Annotated in this window: 14 protein-coding genes; 9 read left to right on the forward strand and 5 right to left on the reverse strand. The window is 63.4% G+C overall.

Features of this window, described 5'->3' with window-relative positions; all coding sequences use genetic code 11:
• Window positions 1-1,147 (reverse strand): DUF255 domain-containing protein (locus WCE35_RS19275; RefSeq protein WP_424594917.1); only part of this gene is annotated, 1,147 nt, incomplete at its 3' end.
• Window positions 1,148-1,322: 175 nt separating this feature from the next.
• Between WCE35_RS19275 and WCE35_RS19280 the strand changes: the two genes are divergently transcribed.
• The 5 genes from WCE35_RS19280 to WCE35_RS19300 all read left to right on the forward strand — a co-directional run bounded on the left by WCE35_RS19280 (window position 1,323) and on the right by WCE35_RS19300 (window position 7,580).
• Window positions 1,323-1,847, forward strand: a complete 525-nt coding sequence (locus WCE35_RS19280; protein WP_424594918.1) for a carboxymuconolactone decarboxylase family protein — start codon at window positions 1,323-1,325, stop codon at window positions 1,845-1,847.
• 65 nt (window positions 1,848-1,912) lie between these two features.
• Window positions 1,913-2,632 (forward strand): class I SAM-dependent methyltransferase, encoded by a 720-nt coding sequence (locus WCE35_RS19285; protein ID WP_424594919.1) that lies wholly within the window; start codon window positions 1,913-1,915, stop codon window positions 2,630-2,632.
• Window positions 2,633-2,883: 251 nt separating this feature from the next.
• Complete coding sequence (locus tag WCE35_RS19290) at window positions 2,884-4,284, forward strand: selenium-binding protein SBP56-related protein (RefSeq protein WP_424594920.1); 1,401 nt, start codon at window positions 2,884-2,886, stop codon at window positions 4,282-4,284.
• A gap of 2 nt (window positions 4,285-4,286) precedes the next feature.
• Window positions 4,287-4,955 (forward strand): hypothetical protein, encoded by a 669-nt coding sequence (locus WCE35_RS19295; protein WP_424594921.1) that lies wholly within the window; start codon window positions 4,287-4,289, stop codon window positions 4,953-4,955.
• A 273-nt stretch (window positions 4,956-5,228) separates the two neighbouring features.
• Window positions 5,229-7,580: a Tex family protein gene (locus WCE35_RS19300; RefSeq protein WP_424594922.1), complete on the forward strand. Its 2,352-nt coding sequence runs from the start codon at window positions 5,229-5,231 to the stop codon at window positions 7,578-7,580.
• 20 nt (window positions 7,581-7,600) lie between these two features.
• Here the strand turns inward: WCE35_RS19300 and WCE35_RS19305 are convergent, their stop codons facing one another.
• The 4 genes from WCE35_RS19305 to WCE35_RS19320 all read right to left on the reverse strand — a co-directional run bounded on the left by WCE35_RS19305 (window position 7,601) and on the right by WCE35_RS19320 (window position 12,083).
• The gene (locus tag WCE35_RS19305; RefSeq protein ID WP_424594923.1) at window positions 7,601-8,170 is read right to left on the reverse strand and encodes a sterol desaturase family protein; all 570 of its coding nucleotides are present in this window, start codon (window positions 8,168-8,170) and stop codon (window positions 7,601-7,603) included.
• A 244-nt stretch (window positions 8,171-8,414) separates the two neighbouring features.
• Window positions 8,415-10,490 (reverse strand): TRAP transporter permease, encoded by a 2,076-nt coding sequence (locus WCE35_RS19310; protein ID WP_424594924.1) that lies wholly within the window; start codon window positions 10,488-10,490, stop codon window positions 8,415-8,417.
• Window positions 10,491-10,537: 47 nt separating this feature from the next.
• Window positions 10,538-11,701 carry a TAXI family TRAP transporter solute-binding subunit gene (locus tag WCE35_RS19315; RefSeq protein WP_424594925.1) on the reverse strand — a complete coding sequence of 388 codons (1,164 nt, stop codon included), beginning with the start codon at window positions 11,699-11,701 and terminating at the stop codon, window positions 10,538-10,540.
• Between the two features lie 160 nt (window positions 11,702-11,861).
• On the reverse strand, window positions 11,862-12,083 hold the full coding sequence (locus WCE35_RS19320) for an acetyl-CoA carboxylase biotin carboxyl carrier protein subunit (protein ID WP_424594926.1): 222 nt from the start codon (window positions 12,081-12,083) through the stop codon (window positions 11,862-11,864).
• 131 nt (window positions 12,084-12,214) lie between these two features.
• Here WCE35_RS19320 and WCE35_RS19325 point away from each other — a divergent pair, with 131 nt between their 5' ends.
• The 4 genes from WCE35_RS19325 to WCE35_RS19340 form a co-directional block, all read left to right on the forward strand.
• Complete coding sequence (locus tag WCE35_RS19325; RefSeq protein WP_424594927.1) at window positions 12,215-13,189, forward strand: IclR family transcriptional regulator; 975 nt, start codon at window positions 12,215-12,217, stop codon at window positions 13,187-13,189.
• The gene (locus WCE35_RS19330) at window positions 13,119-14,678 is read left to right on the forward strand and encodes an acyl-CoA carboxylase subunit beta (RefSeq protein ID WP_424594928.1); all 1,560 of its coding nucleotides are present in this window, start codon (window positions 13,119-13,121) and stop codon (window positions 14,676-14,678) included. The genes WCE35_RS19325 and WCE35_RS19330 overlap by 71 nt, the downstream gene beginning before the upstream one ends.
• Window positions 14,679-15,137: 459 nt before the next feature.
• Window positions 15,138-15,632 (forward strand): (2Fe-2S)-binding protein, encoded by a 495-nt coding sequence (locus tag WCE35_RS19335; protein ID WP_424594929.1) that lies wholly within the window; start codon window positions 15,138-15,140, stop codon window positions 15,630-15,632.
• A partial coding sequence (locus WCE35_RS19340; protein ID WP_424594930.1) for a molybdopterin cofactor-binding domain-containing protein occupies window positions 15,625-17,652 on the forward strand: 2,028 nt, incomplete at its 3' end. The genes WCE35_RS19335 and WCE35_RS19340, both read left to right, overlap by 8 nt.

The raw sequence follows: 17,652 nt of genomic DNA on the forward strand, positions 1-17,652 counted from the left end.
AGCGATGCAGCGCCAGCAGCGCCTTCGCCATCTCGACATTGTCGGCGAGATAGGGACCGCCCTTGTCCTGTTCGGCGTGGCGGAAGCCGCCGCCGGGCAAGGCGCGGTTGGCGAGCGCCCAGCGCGCCGCATCGGCCGCGAGGTCACGCGCCTGCGTGACGCCGGTGGCATCGCAATAGGCGAGCAGGCCGGCGATCGCCTGCGCGGTCTCGCGGGCATACAGCCTGCGGTCGACGCCGGGCTCGCCCTCGCTCATGCCGTATGAGGCGTAGAAGCCGCCGCCCGGGGCGGCCATCGTGTTCTTGAGAAAACCAAAGATGCGATCCGCGGCCTGCCGATAGACGGGATCGCCGAACATGACGGCGGCCCGTGCGAAGGCGGCAAGCCCGGCCTCCTGCGCGAACATCGGAAACTCATGGGCCGGCTCCGACCAGTCCGGCTTGAGGTTGACCTGATCCATCGCGCCGGTGGTCCTGTCGACCATGGTCTCGGCCATCAGGGTCAAAACCTTCCTGATCCGCGCCTCGTTCTTCGCGTCGCCCTGCCGTGCGCGCTGCAGGACCCAGGTCAGCATCGGACCGTCGACGAATTTGGACCGGCTCCAGCCGCCGTGCTCGTCGTCCCAGGCCTGATCGATGAAGCTCAGGATTTCCTCGCGCTGTGCGTCGGCGAGCCCGGTCGCCAGCACGCGCTCGCGCTCCGCCCCGCCGGCATCGGGATAAACCACCGGCGAGGGGTCCTCGATCGTGGCGGTCAGGATCGGCATGAAAAATTGCGGCGAGTAGAAGCCGCGGAGCTTGGCGATCTCGGCGCCGTCGGGCCCGAAGATGATGGTGGCGGGCCAGCCCCAGCGCTCATAGCGCTGCGAGATATCCGGCCGGCTGTCCTGATCGACATAAACCGGGATGAACTTGTCCTTCAGGATGCCGCGCACGTCCGGATTGGCCCAGGTCTCGCGGTTCATCACATGGCACCACCGGCACCACCAGGATTGCAGCGACACGATCACGAATTTCTTCTCGCGGGCCGCCTTCGCAAACGTGGCGTCGTTCCACTCGCTCCAAAAGCCGTCGCTGTTATCGATCGGCGCGGCGCGCGCCGAGAGGGCAAACAACAGCGAGAGGATCAGCGCGACGGTGCGAATCATGGCTTTCCCCACGGATGGTCGTGCGGGCGGAGTGTGGCAGATCGGCCTGCTCGCTAAAACACACGGGGCCGTGAGTTATTCCGGCCGACCTCTCTGCCCGACGCCGCGGTTGATCCGGTGCGGGCCGCAGGGCATGATCCCCGCCGTCAAAATCGGAAAACGCCCGGGGTGGAATATGGCCCGTATCGACTACAGCGATCCCGCGAAAGCCAGCGAGCGCACCCGCGAAATCCTCGGCAAGAACCGCAACGCCAACATCTTTCGGATGATGGCGCATTCGCCGAGCTATTTCGAGCAATATTGCCGGCTTGGCGGCGCGATCCGTCACAAGGGCGAACTCGATCCTGTCGTGCGCGAACTCGCCATCACCCGCACCGGGATTCTGTGCGAGGCGCCGTATGAGATCGTTGCCCACAAGCGGATCGGCAAAGGGGTCGGCGTCACCGACTCGCAGAACGAGGCACTGGACAACTGGCAGTCGGCCACATGCTTCAACGAGGTCCAGCGCGCAGCGCTCGCCTTCACCGACGAAATCGTCAAGCTGCGCAAGCCGACGGATGCGACCTTCAACGCCATTGCGTCAAAACTGACGCCGGGCGCGCTGGTCGAGCTGCAGCTCTCGGTCGGCTTCTACATCATGACCTCGAAGTTTCTGGAAACATTTGCGATCGACCTGCAGCCGGTGACGGAAGTGGTGTGAACCGCCAACAAGCTGCCTGCGAGCTTCCATCCGGCGCCGATCGTCATTCGCATGGGTCTCTCGTCATGAACAACGGCTGGGAGCAGTCAGCGCAAGCCTGGATCGCGTCCATGGGCGAGCGAGGGGATTGGGGGCGGGAACACGTGCTCGATCCAGTCATGCTTCGCCGTGTGGCCTTGGGGCAGTTCGCGCGTGCGTTGGATGTCGGCTGCGGCGAGGGACGCTTTTGCAGGATGCTAAAGGCCGCCGGTGTGGCTGCGACAGGCATCGACCCGACGCAACGGCTTGTCGAGGTGGCACGGCAACGCGACCCGTCCGGCGACTATCGGCTCGGCGTTGCCGAGCAGCTTGAATTCGAGGCGGACACGTTCGATCTGGTCGTCAGCTATCTCACGCTGGTCGATATCGTGGATTTCCGAACGGCAATCGGCGAAATGGCCCGGGTCCTGAAACCCGGGGGATCGTTGCTGATCGCAAACCTCACCAGCTTTACGTCTGCTTGCGCCGCACAAGGCTGGATCAAGGATCAAGAGGGAAACCGCCTTCATTTTCCGGTCGATCGATACCTCGATGAATTTCCATTTCGCTTGGAGTGGGCGGGCGTTCGCATTGAAAATTGGCACCGGCCCCTCTCGGCCTATATGGCGGCCTTTCTTGAACGCGATCTGCACCTGGCATTTTTCGCAGAGCCCGAACCGGTGTCTGGCGAGGCATCGCGCCAGGAAAACCATCGGAGAGCGCCGTGGTTTGTTGTAATGGAATGGCAGCGGCCCGCGGTTTTCTAATTCGACGACGGTGCTGCGGGTTGCCCGATGGCTTTCGGCGTCCGCAGCCGGTGACGGCGGTGGTGTGAGCGGCTGTGTTGCCTTGCGGCAGCGGGCTCATGAACATCCGGTCGAAAAGCCGTTCAGAAAAACCGGCAAACCAGGTCTCGTCCGTCAAGGCATAACGGGTTACGTTCGGGCCAGGTCAATATCCGGAAATAGGTCAAAATACGACTTTGAGGGATCGTCCACGCAAACAGGGAGGCAGTACGATGTCGATAAGGCCCGATCCGACGTTTTATGCATCGCCGAAGCTTGCCATGGAAGCTCCGCCCGAGAGCTTCGCCTACACCTTGCTGCTGAGCCCGGATTTTTCAAAACCCGACGCGCTCGCGGTGATCGACGTCAAGCCCGGCTCCCCGACATACAGTCAGGTGGTCCATACCGTGACGATGCCCAACAAGGGGGACGAGTTTCATCATTTCGGCTGGAACGCCTGCTCGTCGTCGCTGTCGCCGCTCACCGGGCACGCTTTCCTCGAGCGGCGCTACCTCATCATCCCCGGCATCCGGTCCTCTCGAATTTACATCGTGGACACCAAACCGGACCCGACCAAAGCCAGGATTCACAAGATCATCGAGCCCGAGGAAATCTTTCGAAAGACCGGTTACTCGCGGCCCCATACGGTCCATTGCGGGCCGGAAGGCATTTACGTCAGCACGCTCGGCGGCGGCGGCAAGGATGGTACCGATGGACCGCCCGGCGTCTTCATCATGGATTGCGAGACATTCGATGTCCTCGGACGCTGGGAGATCGATCGCGGTCCCCAGAAACTGCATTATGACTTCTGGTGGAACCTGCCGCGCGATTACATGGTAACGAGCGAGTGGGCGTTGCCGCCGCAGTTCGAGAATGGGATCGTGCCGGAGGATCTGCTTTCGAACAAGTATGGCCATCAGATCCACTTCTGGGATCTGCGGGCCCGACGCAACGTCCAGACCATCGATCTCGGCGCCAACCATCAAATGGCGCTCGAAGTGCGGCCCGCCCATGACCCCGTCCGCGAGTACGGTTTTTTGGGCGTCGTGGTCGACACCACCAACCTCGAAGGCTCGATCTGGACCTGGTGGCGCGAGGGTGGCAAGTTTCACATCGAGAAGACGGCGACGATCCCGCCCGAGCCTGCGCCGAAGGACCAGCTGCCGCCGCTGCTGCAGGGTTTTGGCGCCGTGCCGCCGCTGGTCACCGACATCGACCTGTCGATGGATGACAGGTTTCTCTACGTCGCCTGCTGGGGCACCGGCGAGATGCGTCAATACGATGTCAGCGATCCGAGAAAGCCGAAGCTTGCCGGATCGGTCCATATCGGCGGCATTGTCCGCCGCACGCCGCACCCGAACGGCAATGCCTATGCGGGCGGGCCGCAGATGGTCGAGATCAGCCGCGATGGCAAGCGCGTCTATTGGACCAACTCGCTCTACTCGACCTGGGACGACCAGTTCTATCCCGACGGAATCCCGGGCGCCGAGGTGATGGCCATTGCAAAGCCGGGTGGCGGGCTCGAACTGGCAAAAGACTACTGGGTCAACTTCCCCGACGGATATCGGGCGCATCAGATCAGGCTCGACGGCGGCGACTGTTCGACGGATTCGTTCTGCTATCCGTCGGCTTGAATTTGAGCGGCGCGGATTGGACCCCTGTCTGGCTCTGGCTGGCTGTGATCGCGAGCGGCCTCTACCACGGCGTAAATCCGGGAATGGGGTGGCCGCTCGCCGTTTCGGCTGGATTGATGGAAAAAAGCTCGCGGGCCTTGTTGGCCGCGCTTTGGCCGCTGGCGGTCGGCCATCTGCTCGCGATGCTTTTGGTGATCCTTCCCTTCGCGCTGCTGGTTGCCCTCGTCGAATGGCAGCGCCAGATACAGATCGGCGCCAGCCTCCTCGTCATCGGGTTCGGTATCTTCCGGCTTGTCGACCGACGCCATCCGCGGGCATTGGCGCGGATCAGGCCAACGCAACTGGGGCTTTGGTCCTTCGCCGTGGCCATCGCCCATGGCGCGGGATTGATGCTCGTGCCGATCTATCTCGGCCTCTGCCGGGAAGCCAGCCTCGACAAAGGCCACGAGGCAGCCGCGACGCTCATGAATGCCAATCTCGGTATGGCCGTGCTGGTCGCCTTCGTCCACGCCACCGCGATGATCGCTGCCGGCGGATGTTCGGCCTTGCTGGTTTACCATTATCTTGGTCTCAAATTCGTATCGCGGAGCTGGTTCAATCTGGATACGTCCTGGGCCGTCAGCCTTGTTCTGGTGGGGGTTTTGGCACTGGCGCTCGGTCTCGCCGACTAGCGTGGAAGCGGTAGGTGGCTTGCAGCAGCACGGCGAACATGAGCGCGCGTGCGTGTCGGTCGTTGCGAAGGTTTTCGGATGCCGTCGCAACACACTCCGGAGCCGGCGTCCGCGACCCTGTCTCACGCAGGAATTATCCCGGCCATCGAACGACCTTGATCCACAGATCAATTTTTCTTTTGCCGGGTTGCTGAATCGACCGGGGATGGTCCATAAGCGGCGTCTCCGCGGCCGGCGATCCGGCCGCCGCGATCGCTTTTGGAAAGATCCGGCGTGGCAGACATTCATCGGCAGATTGCCCAGGAACTTGGCGTGCGGGAGCAGCAGGTCGAGGCGACGGTGGTGCTGCTCGACGGCGGCGCCACGGTGCCGTTTGTCGCCCGATACCGCAAGGAAGTCACCGGCGGGCTCGACGACGCGCAACTGCGCATGCTGGAAGAGCGCCTGAATTACCTGCGCGAGCTCGAAGAGCGTCGCACCGCCATTCTCAATTCGGTCCGCGAGCAGGGCAAGCTCGATGCGGCGCTGGAGGCGGCGATTCTGGCGGCCGACAGCAAGGGGCGCCTGGAGGATATCTATCTGCCGTTCAAGCCGAAGCGCCGCACCAAGGCCGAGATCGCGAAAGAGGCCGGGCTCGAGCCGCTGTCGGAGCTGCTGCTGACCCAGCCGCAGAACGATCCGCTGGTCGTAGCCGCGCCGTTCGTCGATGCCGAAAAGGAGGTGGCCAATACTGCCGTGGCGCTCGAGGGCGCGCGCGCGATTTTGGTGGAGCGTTTCGCCGAAGACGCCGACCTGATCGGGAGCTTGCGCGAGCAGATGTGGTCGAACGGGCGGTTGGCGTCCACCGTGCGCCGCGGCAAGAAGACCGAAGGCGAGAAGTTCAAGGATTATTTCGACTTCGGCGAGCCGCTGCACAAGCTGCCGTCGCACCGCATTCTGGCGATGTTCCGCGGCGAGAAGGAAGAGATCCTCGAGCTGCAGCTCGAGCCGGAAGCGCCGGCCGCGGTCGCCAGCACTGCCAGCTCTTACGAGCTGAAGATCATGCAGCGCTTTGCGATTTCCGATCAGGGCCGCCCCGGCGACCACTGGCTGGTGGAAACCGCGCGGTGGGCCTGGCGCACCAAAATTCAGCTGCATCTCAACATCGACCTGCGGATGCGGCTGTGGACGGCGGCTGAAACCGAAGCCGTGCGCGTGTTCGCATCGAACCTGCGCGACTTGCTGCTGGCGGCGCCGGCCGGGGCGCGCGTTACCATGGGCCTCGATCCCGGCTACCGCTCCGGCGTCAAGGTCGCCATCGTCGATGCCACCGGCAAGGTGGTGGCCACCACGACGATCTATCCGCACGAACCGCAGAAGCGCCGGGACGAGGCGCTGGCGACGCTGGAAAAACTGGCGCTCGCGCATCGCGTCGAGCTGATCGCGATCGGCAACGGCACCGCCTCGCGCGAGACCGACAGGCTGGCGACGGACCTGGTCAATCTGCTGCCGGACCTGAAAATGTCGAAGATCGTGGTCTCTGAAGCCGGCGCCTCGGTCTATTCGGCCTCGGCCTTTGCCTCCGAGGAGTTGCCCGAACTCGACGTCACCTTGCGCGGCGCGGTGTCGATTGCGCGGCGGCTGCAGGATCCACTGGCCGAACTGGTCAAGATTGATCCGAAGGCGATCGGCGTCGGCCAATACCAGCATGATCTTGGCGAGACCAAGCTGGCGCGCTCGCTCGATGCCGTCGTGGAAGACTGCGTCAACGCGGTCGGGGTCGACGCCAACACCGCTTCCGCACCGCTGCTGGCGCGGGTGTCCGGCATCGGCGCGGGGCTGGCGCAAGGCATCGTGCAGCATCGCGACGCCAATGGTCCGTTCCGATCACGCAAGGCGTTGAAGGAAGTGCCGCGGCTGGGGCCGAAAGCGTTCGAGCAATGCGCCGGATTCCTGCGCATCAATAATGGCGAGGACCCGCTCGATGCTTCCGGCGTGCATCCGGAAGCCTATCCGGTGGTGCGGCGGATTCTCGCCGCCACCAGGAGCGACATCAAGGCGCTGATCGGCAACGCCGAGATCGTGCGCCAGTTGCAGCCGCAGGCCTTTGTGGACGACACCTTCGGCCTGCCGACGGTGAGCGATATCCTGCGCGAACTGGAAAAGCCCGGCCGCGATCCGCGTCCGGCCTTCCGGGCCGCGGTGCTCAAGGAGGGCGTCGAGACGCTGAAGGATCTCAGGCGCGGCATGATTCTCGAAGGCACGGTCACCAACGTCGCGGCATTCGGCGCTTTCGTCGATATCGGCGTGCATCAGGACGGGCTGGTGCACATCTCGGCGATGTCAAAGACCTTCATCAAGGATCCGCGCGAGGTCGTGAAGTCGGGCGACATCGTCAAGGTGAAGGTGCTGGAGGTCGAGGTCGCCCGCAAGCGCATCGCGCTGACGCTGCGTCTTGACGACGAAACCGCGGCCAAGGGCGGGCGTCCGGCGCAAGGCGCAACGCGCGACAATTCCCGCGCGTCGACGACATCGAAGGCGCCGCGCAAGCCGCAAGAAGCGTCGGGCGACGGGGCGCTCGCCGAAGCCTTGCGCCGCGCCGGTGAGAAGAGCGGGCGCGGCAAGGGCGGCAAGGCGGGGGCTTAGCGGGATCCGATCGAGCCCCCTTATCCAGTTCCGGAACGTATGCGTTGGCCGATGATCCGCGCATTGGTGCGAAAAACGATGTCCCAAAATATCGTCGTCACGCCGTAATTGCAGTTCTCGAAGCGATGATGGGTGAGGTGCCGTATCTTTGCCGAATAGAGCCAGGAGTTTGGCTCGATCGGCCAGCGGTGCACGGCAAAATGGACAAGGATGAAAGCCAGATACCCCAGCAGCAGCCCGGCGAAAATCGCCGACCCGTCTTCCACTCCCGCGGTGACAATCAGCAGAAGCCCGATCGGGAATGCAATGAGCGGCGTGCTGAGGCTGGATCTTTCCGCGTCCGGATCGTTCGGATGGGCATGATGCAGCTGATGCAGCCGATGAAGGCGTCGGCCCACGGAATAACGGTGGAAGACAATTCGGTGCACCAGATATTCCAGCAGTGTCCAGGCCGTGACTCCCGCCGGGACCAGGGAGAGGCGATCGATGCCGGCCAGGTCCACGAAAATCACGATCGCCAGCGGCACGGTGACGAAGTCGCCGAAGTGTCGAATTCGCCACATCACCTCGGCCGACAGGCTCAAAATCATTGCTGTTCGCGTCATTGCATCCCCCCGCCGGCGCCAGGCGCGGCTTTTATCCCCGTATCATGGACTTTCACCCCAAGGGATAGGAACAGATTTGCATGACGAAATTGCGGACAAGATATCGGCCCCGGCTCCGCGAATGTCGGACCTCCCGCACCGCGGCGACGTTGTCCTTGATGACGGCGTTGGTCCGCAACAGGTAACCGATCGCCCGGTTGCGATCACCGTCTGCCGTTTTGCCGCGCAGTCACGGGGCGCGCAACTGGTTCGGTATCAGCGCCTGGCGGCGCACCAGCAGCAATGCGATCACGACCGTCGGCGCGAGGATCGCAAGGCCGAGCAGCGTCACCTGCATCTGCGACAGCGGCATGATGCCGCCGCCGGGCGTCGCCACCACAAAACCGCCGATCACGAGCAGCACCCGCAGCGGCCATTCCAGGGCGCCGGCGCCGCGCAAATCGCCGACAAAGGCCTGATAGCCCTGGATGCCGCCGCAGATGAACAAGGTTCCGAAACCCGCCATTGCCATCAGGCCGAGTCCGGCGAGATAGGGGCTCGGGCCCTGCAGCACCAGCGCCGGGTTCAGGACGAAGAAGAACGGGATGAAATAGATGATGCTGCCGACCCACATCGATTCCCACCCGGTTTTCATCGCCGGCGAGCCGGCAATGCCGGCCGCCGCGAAAGAGGCGATCGCCACCGGCGGCGTGATCGACGACAGCATGCCCCAGTAGAAGATGAACATGTGCACGGCCATGCGGTTGAGGCCGAGCTTTTCCAGCGCCGGCGCCACCAGAATGGCGAGGAAGATGTAGCAGGCCGTGGTCGTCAGCCCGAGACCGAGAATGAGGCTGGTGAGGGCGCACATGGCCAGCAGCAGGAACGCATTGTCGCCGGCGAGCGTCAGCAGATCGTTGGCGAGGCTCGAGACCACGCCGGTCATCGAGAACGCGCCGATCAAAAGTCCGCAGCCGGCGAGAATGCCGACCAGTTCGACGAAGGTGCGGCCGTTGACTTCGAGGAATGTTCCGATGCTTTGAAACGTCCAGCGGGTGTCTTTGGAGAACAGCTGGTTCAGCACCAGCAGCAGCGCGGTGGCATAGAACGGCGCGTGGCTCTCGCGCTTGAAATAGAGCAGCATCACGACCAGCAGCGCGATGACGAAGATGTAGTACCAGCCGGCCTTGATGGTGTCCCAGATCTTCGGCAGTTCGGCCCGCGGGATGCCCTTGAGGCCATGGCGCGCGGCGTAGGAATCCACCTGCATGAACAGGCCGACATAATACAGCGCCGCCGGAATGATGGCGGCCACCGCGACATCGGCGTAGCTGACATTGAGGAATTGCGCGATGACGAAGGCGGTCGCGCCCATCACCGGCGGCGCCAGCACCGCGCCGGTCGATGCGCAGGCCTCGATCGCCCCGGCGTAGGAGGCGCGGAATCCGCTCTTCTTCATCACCGGAATGGTCATGGTGCCGGCGGTCAGCACGTTGGAGATGATCGAGCCTGACATCATGCCGAGCAGGCCGCTGGCGAAAATGCAGACTTTTGCGGCGCCGCCGCGAAAGGTACCACACATCGCAAAGGCAATGTTGATGAAGAATTTTCCGGCGCCGGTCATCATCAGCGCGGTGCCGAACACCAGAAAGCCGATCACCGTATCGGCAAAGGCCTGGATGGGAATGCCGAGCAGGCTTTCGCCCGACAGCACGTGATAGGCGGTGGCCTGCTCGAGGGTGAGCTGCGAGCCGCGGAACGGTCCAAGCCACCCGGCCTCGGCGAACAGCGGATAGACCGTGAACGGGAGCACGCTGAGCAACAGGCTCCAGCCGCCGCTGCGCCGCAGCGCCTCCATCAGCACCCCCCACATCACGAGACCGGCCGCGATGACGTTTGGCGGCGCGCCGTCGGATTCCCAGCCGAACTGCGCGGCCTTGCGGACATTGAGCATCAGCCAGATCGAGGCGGCGAAGGTTGCCGCGAACAGCAGCAGGTCGTACCAGGGGACGCGGTCGAGCGGCGCGGTCGCGGTTCCCGGAAAGATCAGGAACGTGAACGGCAGCATCAGCGCGATCAGCAGATAGAAATACTCGGTGTTGAGCTGGGTGTAGTCGATGAAGAACCGCAGCGAGAATTGCTGGTTGATGCAGAGCAGGATGGTCGCCGCCGTCGCGATCACCAGCGCCCGGCGCCATCCGCCGCGCAAGGTCCTGACGCGCGTGACCTCGGCTTCCTGCAGGTTGCCGAGGCCGGCGTGGGGATCCTCGAATTCGATTCGCTTCGGCGCAGCGGCCGCGGCGCTATCGGACGAAGCCGTTGACATCACTGACCCCCAAGGATGGCGTTCGCCTTCCGCGACACCGATTGCCGCTAGTCAAAGCCGTTCGGCATATTGGTCTTGGCGAGCGCCGCGCCGCGCGCCTTCATCCAGCCCTCGAGGAAGGCCTTGTCATCCGAAGGCGGGTTGGACTTGCCGTAATCCGCCCATGCCGCAGCGAGCACCTCCTGGCGCTTGATCAGCGCGGTGTTGTGGGCTTCCTGCGCTGCGCTCCACTGGCCGGCCTCTTTGAGCGCCTTCACGGCGCCCGGATGGACCGGAACTACCCAGTTCCTGGTCTGCCGGTTGGCAGCGAGGCCGCCGGCGCCGGGCGCGGAGTCCTTGTAGGCGTCGTAGTTCACGATCATCGCCCTGGTGATCGCGTAGATCTGGTCCTCGGGTTGCGACGCATAGGCCACGAAAATCGGGTAGGGGTAGTTGCCGAGCTCGATCGGCTTCTCCGGCGAAATTCCGGCGCCGCAGGTCGCAAGCTGCGGGAAGAAGAAGGAGCCGACTTTCTTCATCCGCTCCCAGCCGGCGGTATCCTTGGCGGGAAGCGGCGGCCAGACCAGCCCGCGCGGCGAGGTCTCGGCTTCCTTCGCCGGACCGGTGATGGTGGTGCCGAAGGCGGCGTCGGTGTCGTTGTTGATCAGGCCCTTCCACATCGCGCCGTAGCTGGCGAATTCGACGATTCTGACGTCGCTTTGCTTGAGATCGCCGAACGCCAGCACGGCGAGCGAATTCTGGTTGAGCGCCGGCGAGCCGACGACGAAGCCGACCCGCTTGCCTTTGAGCTGCCTGATTTCGGTGACGCCGACATCCGCCGCCACGCCGAGCGAGCCGGCATTGCAGTCGACCGACGACAGCAGCAGTTGCAGCGCCTGCGGACCCCATTCCCGGGCGCCGAACTCGAACACGCCTTCCTGCGCGAAATAGGTGCCAGATCCCATCGCCGAGGAGATCGCACGCTTGGCCCGCAGCGGCGCCAGACGCGCGACGTCGTTGCCGGCGGGGAGCACGCGGACATCGGTGCCGTATTTGTCCTTCATCATCTTGCCGACGCCGACCGCGATGTTGAAGCCCGCGGTTCCGGTGTCATAGGCGGTGATCGCGATGGTCGGCGGCAGCTTGACGTCTTCGGCAAGCGCCGGAACGGTCACGATGAGCCAGATGGCAGCGAGAGCGGCGGGCGTGAACGGCATCAGCCGACGGATCATGTTTTCCTCCTAATTGCTTCGCCAGGCGAGACTTTTTGTTGGCCGGGATCATGTCATCGCGGGGTGGCGATGGCAACGCCCGCGCCATGTGTGCGTACTCCGGCGCGACGCACCGCCGGACAGATGGTCGCGGACCGGACCCCGATCGCGTCGTCAGCTTTCAAGTTTCGACGATGGCGACGACCTGTCCTTCGGCGAGCACGTCGTCGAGCTTGACCAGGATCGATTTGATTTTGCCTGCCGCGGTCGCCGTGACCGGTATTTCCATCTTCATGGCTTCGACGAAAACGATCTCGTCGCCATCACTGATGCTGCTGCCGGCTTCAAGGGGGAGCGCACAGACGCGCCCGGCAACTTCGGTCACGACCTTGATCTCTGGCATTCCGCTCTCCCGGGACCGTCTGCGGACCAACTGCCCTCGCGAACGGCTTTTTGTTGTGGCCGCAGATTGCCTGAGGTAGCTTGTTCTGCAAGTGGAATTTTATTCCGTTTAACGGAAAAAGGGGCCTAGGCATGGGACGACGCTCGGAGCGGCTTGGCAAACAGGGAATGCTCGCCAGCGACTTGGCGGGCGAGGGCGATGTCATCCAGGTGGTGTCGCGGGCCTTCGACGTGCTGCGCTGTTTCGAAGGACACGAGGCGCGGCTCGGCAATCTCGAAATTTCCAGCCGCTGCGGCCTGCCGCGGTCGACCGTTTCGCGCCTCACCCACACGCTGACCCGGATGGGTCAGCTCGTCTATCTGCCGCGCGACCAGAAATACCGCATCGGCCCGAGCGCAGTCGCGATGAGCACCTCGATGATGAAGGGGTTGCAGCTCCGCAACCTGATCCGGCTCCGGCTGCAGGACATCGCCGAGCAGTTGCCGGGCACGGTCGGCTTCGTCATTCCGGATCGTTTTCATCTCGTCTATCTCGAATTCGCCCGGGCCGCCAACGCGCTCGGCCTGAATTCCAGCACCGGCAGCCGCATCGCGATGGCGAGCACGGCCGCGGGCCATGCCTATACCGCCGCGCTCGATGCCAATGTCGGCGACGCCTTGATCGCGGAAATGGAGCGCGAGATCCCGGAGGGGGCCAAGCTGCTGAAACCGCGCATCGAGGGCAACCGCCGCCATCTGCGCGAACACGGCTATGTCGTCGCCTGCGGTCTCTGGAGTCCGCATATCAACGGCCTCGCCGTGCCGCTGTGGTCGCCGCAATACCAGACTTTTGTGGTGGCGACGATCGGCCTGCTCTCCGCGATGTATGATGAGAAGCGGCTGCACAGGGAAGTCGCGCCCAGGATGCTCGAACTCGGTGCCGCGCTCGGCGGCCTGCTCGAGGGCGCCGACAGCGACATCTTCACCTCCCGGCTGGAGAGCAAGCCGCTTCCCGTGCCAGCGCATGACGACAAGATCATCAAAACGGAGGATACGAATGAACTGGAAGCCGGAACTCGACGACCTCTCCCGGCGCGAGGCGTTCGCGCGCGAGATGGGAGGCGTTGACAAGGTCAAGCGTCAGCGCGACCAGGGCCGGCTCACCGTTCGCGAGCGCATCGACAAACTGGTCGATCAAAGATCCTTCCACGAGATCGGTGCGATTTCCGGCATCGCCGAATATGACGAGAGCGGCGAACTCAAGCATCTGACGCCGGCCAACTGCGTGTTCGGCCGCGGCAAGATCGCCGGCCGTGCGGTGGTCGTGGTCGGCGACGATTTCACCGTGCGCGGCGGCTCGGCCGATGCCTCGATCTCGGCCAAGCCGCTGATGGCGGAAGAGATGGCGCACGACTTTCGCCTGCCGATCATCCGCGTGATCGAGGGTTCCGGCGGCGGCGGTTCGGTGAAGACCATTGAAACCAAGGGCGCGGCCAATCTGCCCGGCGGCGTCGGCGGTACGCGCTGGTACTGGTACACGACGGCGAACCTGGCGCGCGTGCCGGTGGTCGGCCTGGGGCTCGGCTCGGTCGCGGGCCTTGGCGCGGCGCGGCTGGCAGCCAGCCATTATTCGATCATGACCAAGAACTCCGCAATGTTCGTCGCCGGTCCGCCGGTGGTGAAGCGCCTGGGTCAGGATCTGACCAAGCAGGAGCTTGGCGGCGCCGATATCCAGACCCGCGCCGGCGCGATCGACCATGCGGTCGAGACCGAGGAAGCGGCGTTCGAATGCGCAAAACGCTTTCTGTCTTATTTGCCGTCATCGGTCTACGAGCTGCCGCCGACAATGCCCTGTACCGACGATCCGGAGCGCGCCGAGGAGTCGCTGATCAAGGCGGTGCCGCGCAACCGCCGTCAGGTCTACAAGATGCGCCCGATCATCGATGCCGTCGTCGACAGGGGCTCGTTCTTCGAGATGGCCGCGAATTTCGGTCGCCCGGTCATCACCGGCCTCGCGCGTATCGAAGGCCGCGCGGTGCTCCTGCTCGCGAGCGATCCGTTCCACTATGGCGGGTCGTGGACGGCGGATGCCTGCCAGAAGGTGGTGCGCTGGGTCGATTTCGCGGAGACCTTCCATCTGCCGGTGGTCTATCTGATGGATTGCCCTGGATTCATGATCGGGCTCGAGGCCGAAAAATCGGCCACCATCCGCCATGGCGTGCGGGCGATGGCGGCCGTCAACCAGAGCACCGTTCCCTGGTGCACCATCATCGTGCGCAACGCCTTCGGCGTCGCCGGCGTCGTGCATCAGCCGGCTAACCGCTTCTCGATGCGCTATGCCTGGCCGTCGGCCTATTGGGGCTCGCTGCCGCTGGAGGGCGGTATCGAGGCCGCCTACCGCGCCGACATCGAGGCCGCGGATGATCCGGCGGCGAAATTGAAGGAGATCGAGGATCGCCTCAACAAGCTGCGCTCGCCGTTTCGCTCGGCCGAAAAGTTCTGGGTCGAGGAGGTGATCGATCCGCGCAAGACCCGTTCGCTGCTGTGCGAATTCGCGCGGCTGGCCGATCCGATCCGCACCCCGGGGCCGCCGAGCAGCATGACGACGCGGCCGTAGCGGTTTTCCTCATGATGAGGTCTCATCCGCTTCCCGTTGGGTTTCGAGCCCGATCACTTGCACGCGCGGTTCTAGCCGCACCATACAAATTGTCGAATAATTGAGCGTGCGATCGGAAGGTGATTGGAGTACCATCGCTGCGATCCGAATGGATCAGTGCGCGTTAGGGGTGGCCTGTGCGGCTTGGAGTCCCCATTGTTCCAGAGTTGCTCACGACGGCGCTTTCCGTCGGCTCCGCGTCGGCATCGATTTCCAATGACGCCGTCGGCTTGATAGATGACCAGTCCAAAATATACGCCGATCTGAACCGTCAGGGTTGGTTCACCGCAGCTCGCACGACAAGCGAGTTCGGTTGGACGCGCGCGGGACCAGGTTTCGCTGTTCAATCAATCACCAAGGGGCGGTTGCTCCACTGGCAAGTAGTGTCCATCAGTCCTTGACGAAGGGAGGTAATGACCCATGCCTAACCTAACCATCAACGGTCAAAGTTATTTCGCTGACGCGCCGCCCGACACCCCACTGTTGTGGGTCATCCGGGAGGACCTGAGATTGACCGGCACCAAATACGGCTGCGGGGTCGGGCTATGTGGCTCCTGTACGGTTCATATTGATGGACAGGCGGTTCGTTCTTGCTCAGTCACGGTCGGCTCGCTTGAAGGCGCGCTGATCACTACGATCGAGGGCCTCAGTGCGGCCGGGAATCATCCGGTCCAGCAGGCCTGGATCGAGCATCAGGTGCCGCAATGCGGATATTGCCAGTCTGGCCAGATCATGCAGGCCGCCGCGTTGCTTTCAAAGAACCCGAACCTGGGCGAGCAGCAGATCGTAGATGGCATGAGTGGCAATCTCTGCCGATGCGCCACCTACTCGCGCATCGTTGGAGCCGTGAAACGGGCCGCTGAGATCATGAACCGCGCTGCCGAAATCACAAACGAGGGAGCCAGACATGCTTAAGTCCGCAGGGTCCGCAGCGACGCGGCGCGAATTTTTGATTCGCTCTGCAGCGACTGCCACTGGCACATTCCTCAGCATTGGCCTTCCGGCCCTGGGCAGCAGCATCGCCTCGGCGCAACCCACCGCGGGCTTCACACCCTCGATCTGGTTCACGCTGACCCCGGACGGCAAGGTTACGATGCATATTGTGAAGGCCGAGATGGGCCAGCACATTGGCACTGGACTTGCCCAGGTAATCGCCGAGGAGCTGGAGGTCAAATGGGAGGATGTGCGTCTCGACTCGCCGCTTGAAAGCGTCGAGAATTTTGCCATCTATGGCCTCGCTTACACCGTTAACAGCGGCAGCATTACCACCGAATTCGATCGCCTGTCGCGCGCGGGCGCGGCTGGCCGCATGGCGTTGATCGAAGCCGGGGCCAAAGTGCTGGGGGCCAGGGAGGCTGACTGCGCGGCATCAAACTCGCGCGTCACCGATCGCGTCTCGGGGCGCTCCGTCAGCTATGGCGAGATCGTTCAGAAGGTGAAGATCGACCGCAAGTTTGCATACCCCGAAGACTTCAGGGCCATCAAGCTCAAGGCGCCAGGCACCTACAACATCATCGGCAAATCGATCCCGGCTCTCGATATCCCGTCCAAGACCAACGGCCAGGCCAAGTACGGCATCGACGTGTTTCTGCCGAACATGGTGTATGGCGCGCTGGTGATACCCCGGACACGTTATGGCTCGAAGGTGAAGAGCATTGACGATTCCGAAGCTCGCAAGATCCCGGGATTCGTCAAGGCCGTGAAGATAGACGACAGCATGGGCAAGTGTACCGGCTGGGTCGTGGCGCTGGCTGACAAGTTCCCGGCTGCCATCAAAGCCGCTCAGGCCTTGAAGGTGCAGGTTGATCCCGGACCTTATGGCGGCCTCAACACCAGCGACCTGTTCGCGGAATATTCGCAGACGACCAGAAATGCCGCGGCCGGCGCCAATTGGGTGCTCGAGGGTGATGTCGACAAATCACTGGCCGGAGCCGAGAAGGTCCTGGAGATGGAATACACCACCGACATGGTGTGTCACGCCACCATGGAGCCGCTCAACGCGACCGTGCAGTTCGTCGACGGCGCCTGGCACGTCTACACTGGAACGCAGAGTACGTCTTTCGCGCGGATGACGCTGACCGCCTATCTTTCGAAAGTGCTGGGTCAGAAGCCGGAGGAGATCAAGATTTACGTGCACGAAAGCGTCCTTGGCGGCGGCTTCGGCGGCAAGCAGGACTATGACGAGATTCTGGCGGCGGCCTATTGCGCCAAGGAAGTCGGCCGGCCCGTCAAGCTCATCCAGACCCGCGAGTCGACGTTTGCCACGAGCTTCGCGCGCACGCCGACCTATCACAAGCTCAAGGCCGGTCTGAAGAACGGCCGGCTTGTGGCCATGGACCACAACATCTGCTGTGGCTGGATGGGTTCGCGCTTCTCGGTCGGCAAGAAATACGGAACCGACTGGCTGCAGCTCGACTCCTGGGACGCCAAGAAAGAAGACATCGATCAGTGGTCGATCGGCGGTAGCGACCATTGGTACGATGTCGAGAACCGTCGCGTTCGCGCATTCGACAGCGAGCGTACCACTTGGGCGGTGCAGGCCAGCGCGCTGCGCACGGTCTCCAACTCGTACAACATGTTCGTGGTCGAATCGTTCATGGACGAGGTGGCGCACGCGCTTAACCGCGATCCGCTCGAGTTCAGACTAACCATGCTCAACGGCAAGGGCAGTGCCCGAGGCATTCCCAATGCCGGCTACGCGCCGGGCACCTCATCGGACTACTACATGGACAGGCTGTGGATCTCGTTGCCATGGCCGAACGACAACTCCTGGCCAGCATATGAATCTGCGACAGTTGGCGGAGCTTTACGGCTTGCCAACTGCTTGCGAATCGCAGCGGGGAGAGCCGGCTGGGGTGCGAAGAAGCTCCCGCCGAACACTGGAATGGGCATTGCCGTTTCTTCAGCCGAGGAACGGCAGAGCCCGACCTGGGTT

The sequence above is a fragment of the Bradyrhizobium sp. genome (assembly GCF_049691595.1).
GTDB lineage: Bacteria > Pseudomonadota > Alphaproteobacteria > Rhizobiales > Xanthobacteraceae > Bradyrhizobium.

What these genes read in the sequence shown, in the direction of transcription:
- WCE35_RS19280 (WP_424594918.1), top strand. Translation starts at nt 1,323, where the DNA reads ATGGCCCGTATCGACTACAGCGATCCCGCGAAAGCCAGCGAGCGCACC.
- WCE35_RS19285 (WP_424594919.1), top strand. Translation starts at nt 1,913, where the DNA reads ATGAACAACGGCTGGGAGCAGTCAGCGCAAGCCTGGATCGCGTCCATG.
- WCE35_RS19290 (WP_424594920.1), top strand. Translation starts at nt 2,884, where the DNA reads ATGTCGATAAGGCCCGATCCGACGTTTTATGCATCGCCGAAGCTTGCC.
- WCE35_RS19305 (WP_424594923.1), bottom strand. Translation starts at nt 8,170, where the DNA reads ATGATTTTGAGCCTGTCGGCCGAGGTGATGTGGCGAATTCGACACTTC.
- WCE35_RS19310 (WP_424594924.1), bottom strand. Translation starts at nt 10,490, where the DNA reads ATGTCAACGGCTTCGTCCGATAGCGCCGCGGCCGCTGCGCCGAAGCGA.
- WCE35_RS19315 (WP_424594925.1), bottom strand. Translation starts at nt 11,701, where the DNA reads ATGATCCGTCGGCTGATGCCGTTCACGCCCGCCGCTCTCGCTGCCATC.
- WCE35_RS19320 (WP_424594926.1), bottom strand. Translation starts at nt 12,083, where the DNA reads ATGCCAGAGATCAAGGTCGTGACCGAAGTTGCCGGGCGCGTCTGTGCG.
- WCE35_RS19325 (WP_424594927.1), top strand. Translation starts at nt 12,215, where the DNA reads ATGGGACGACGCTCGGAGCGGCTTGGCAAACAGGGAATGCTCGCCAGC.
- WCE35_RS19330 (WP_424594928.1), top strand. Translation starts at nt 13,119, where the DNA reads ATGAACTGGAAGCCGGAACTCGACGACCTCTCCCGGCGCGAGGCGTTC.
- WCE35_RS19335 (WP_424594929.1), top strand. Translation starts at nt 15,138, where the DNA reads ATGCCTAACCTAACCATCAACGGTCAAAGTTATTTCGCTGACGCGCCG.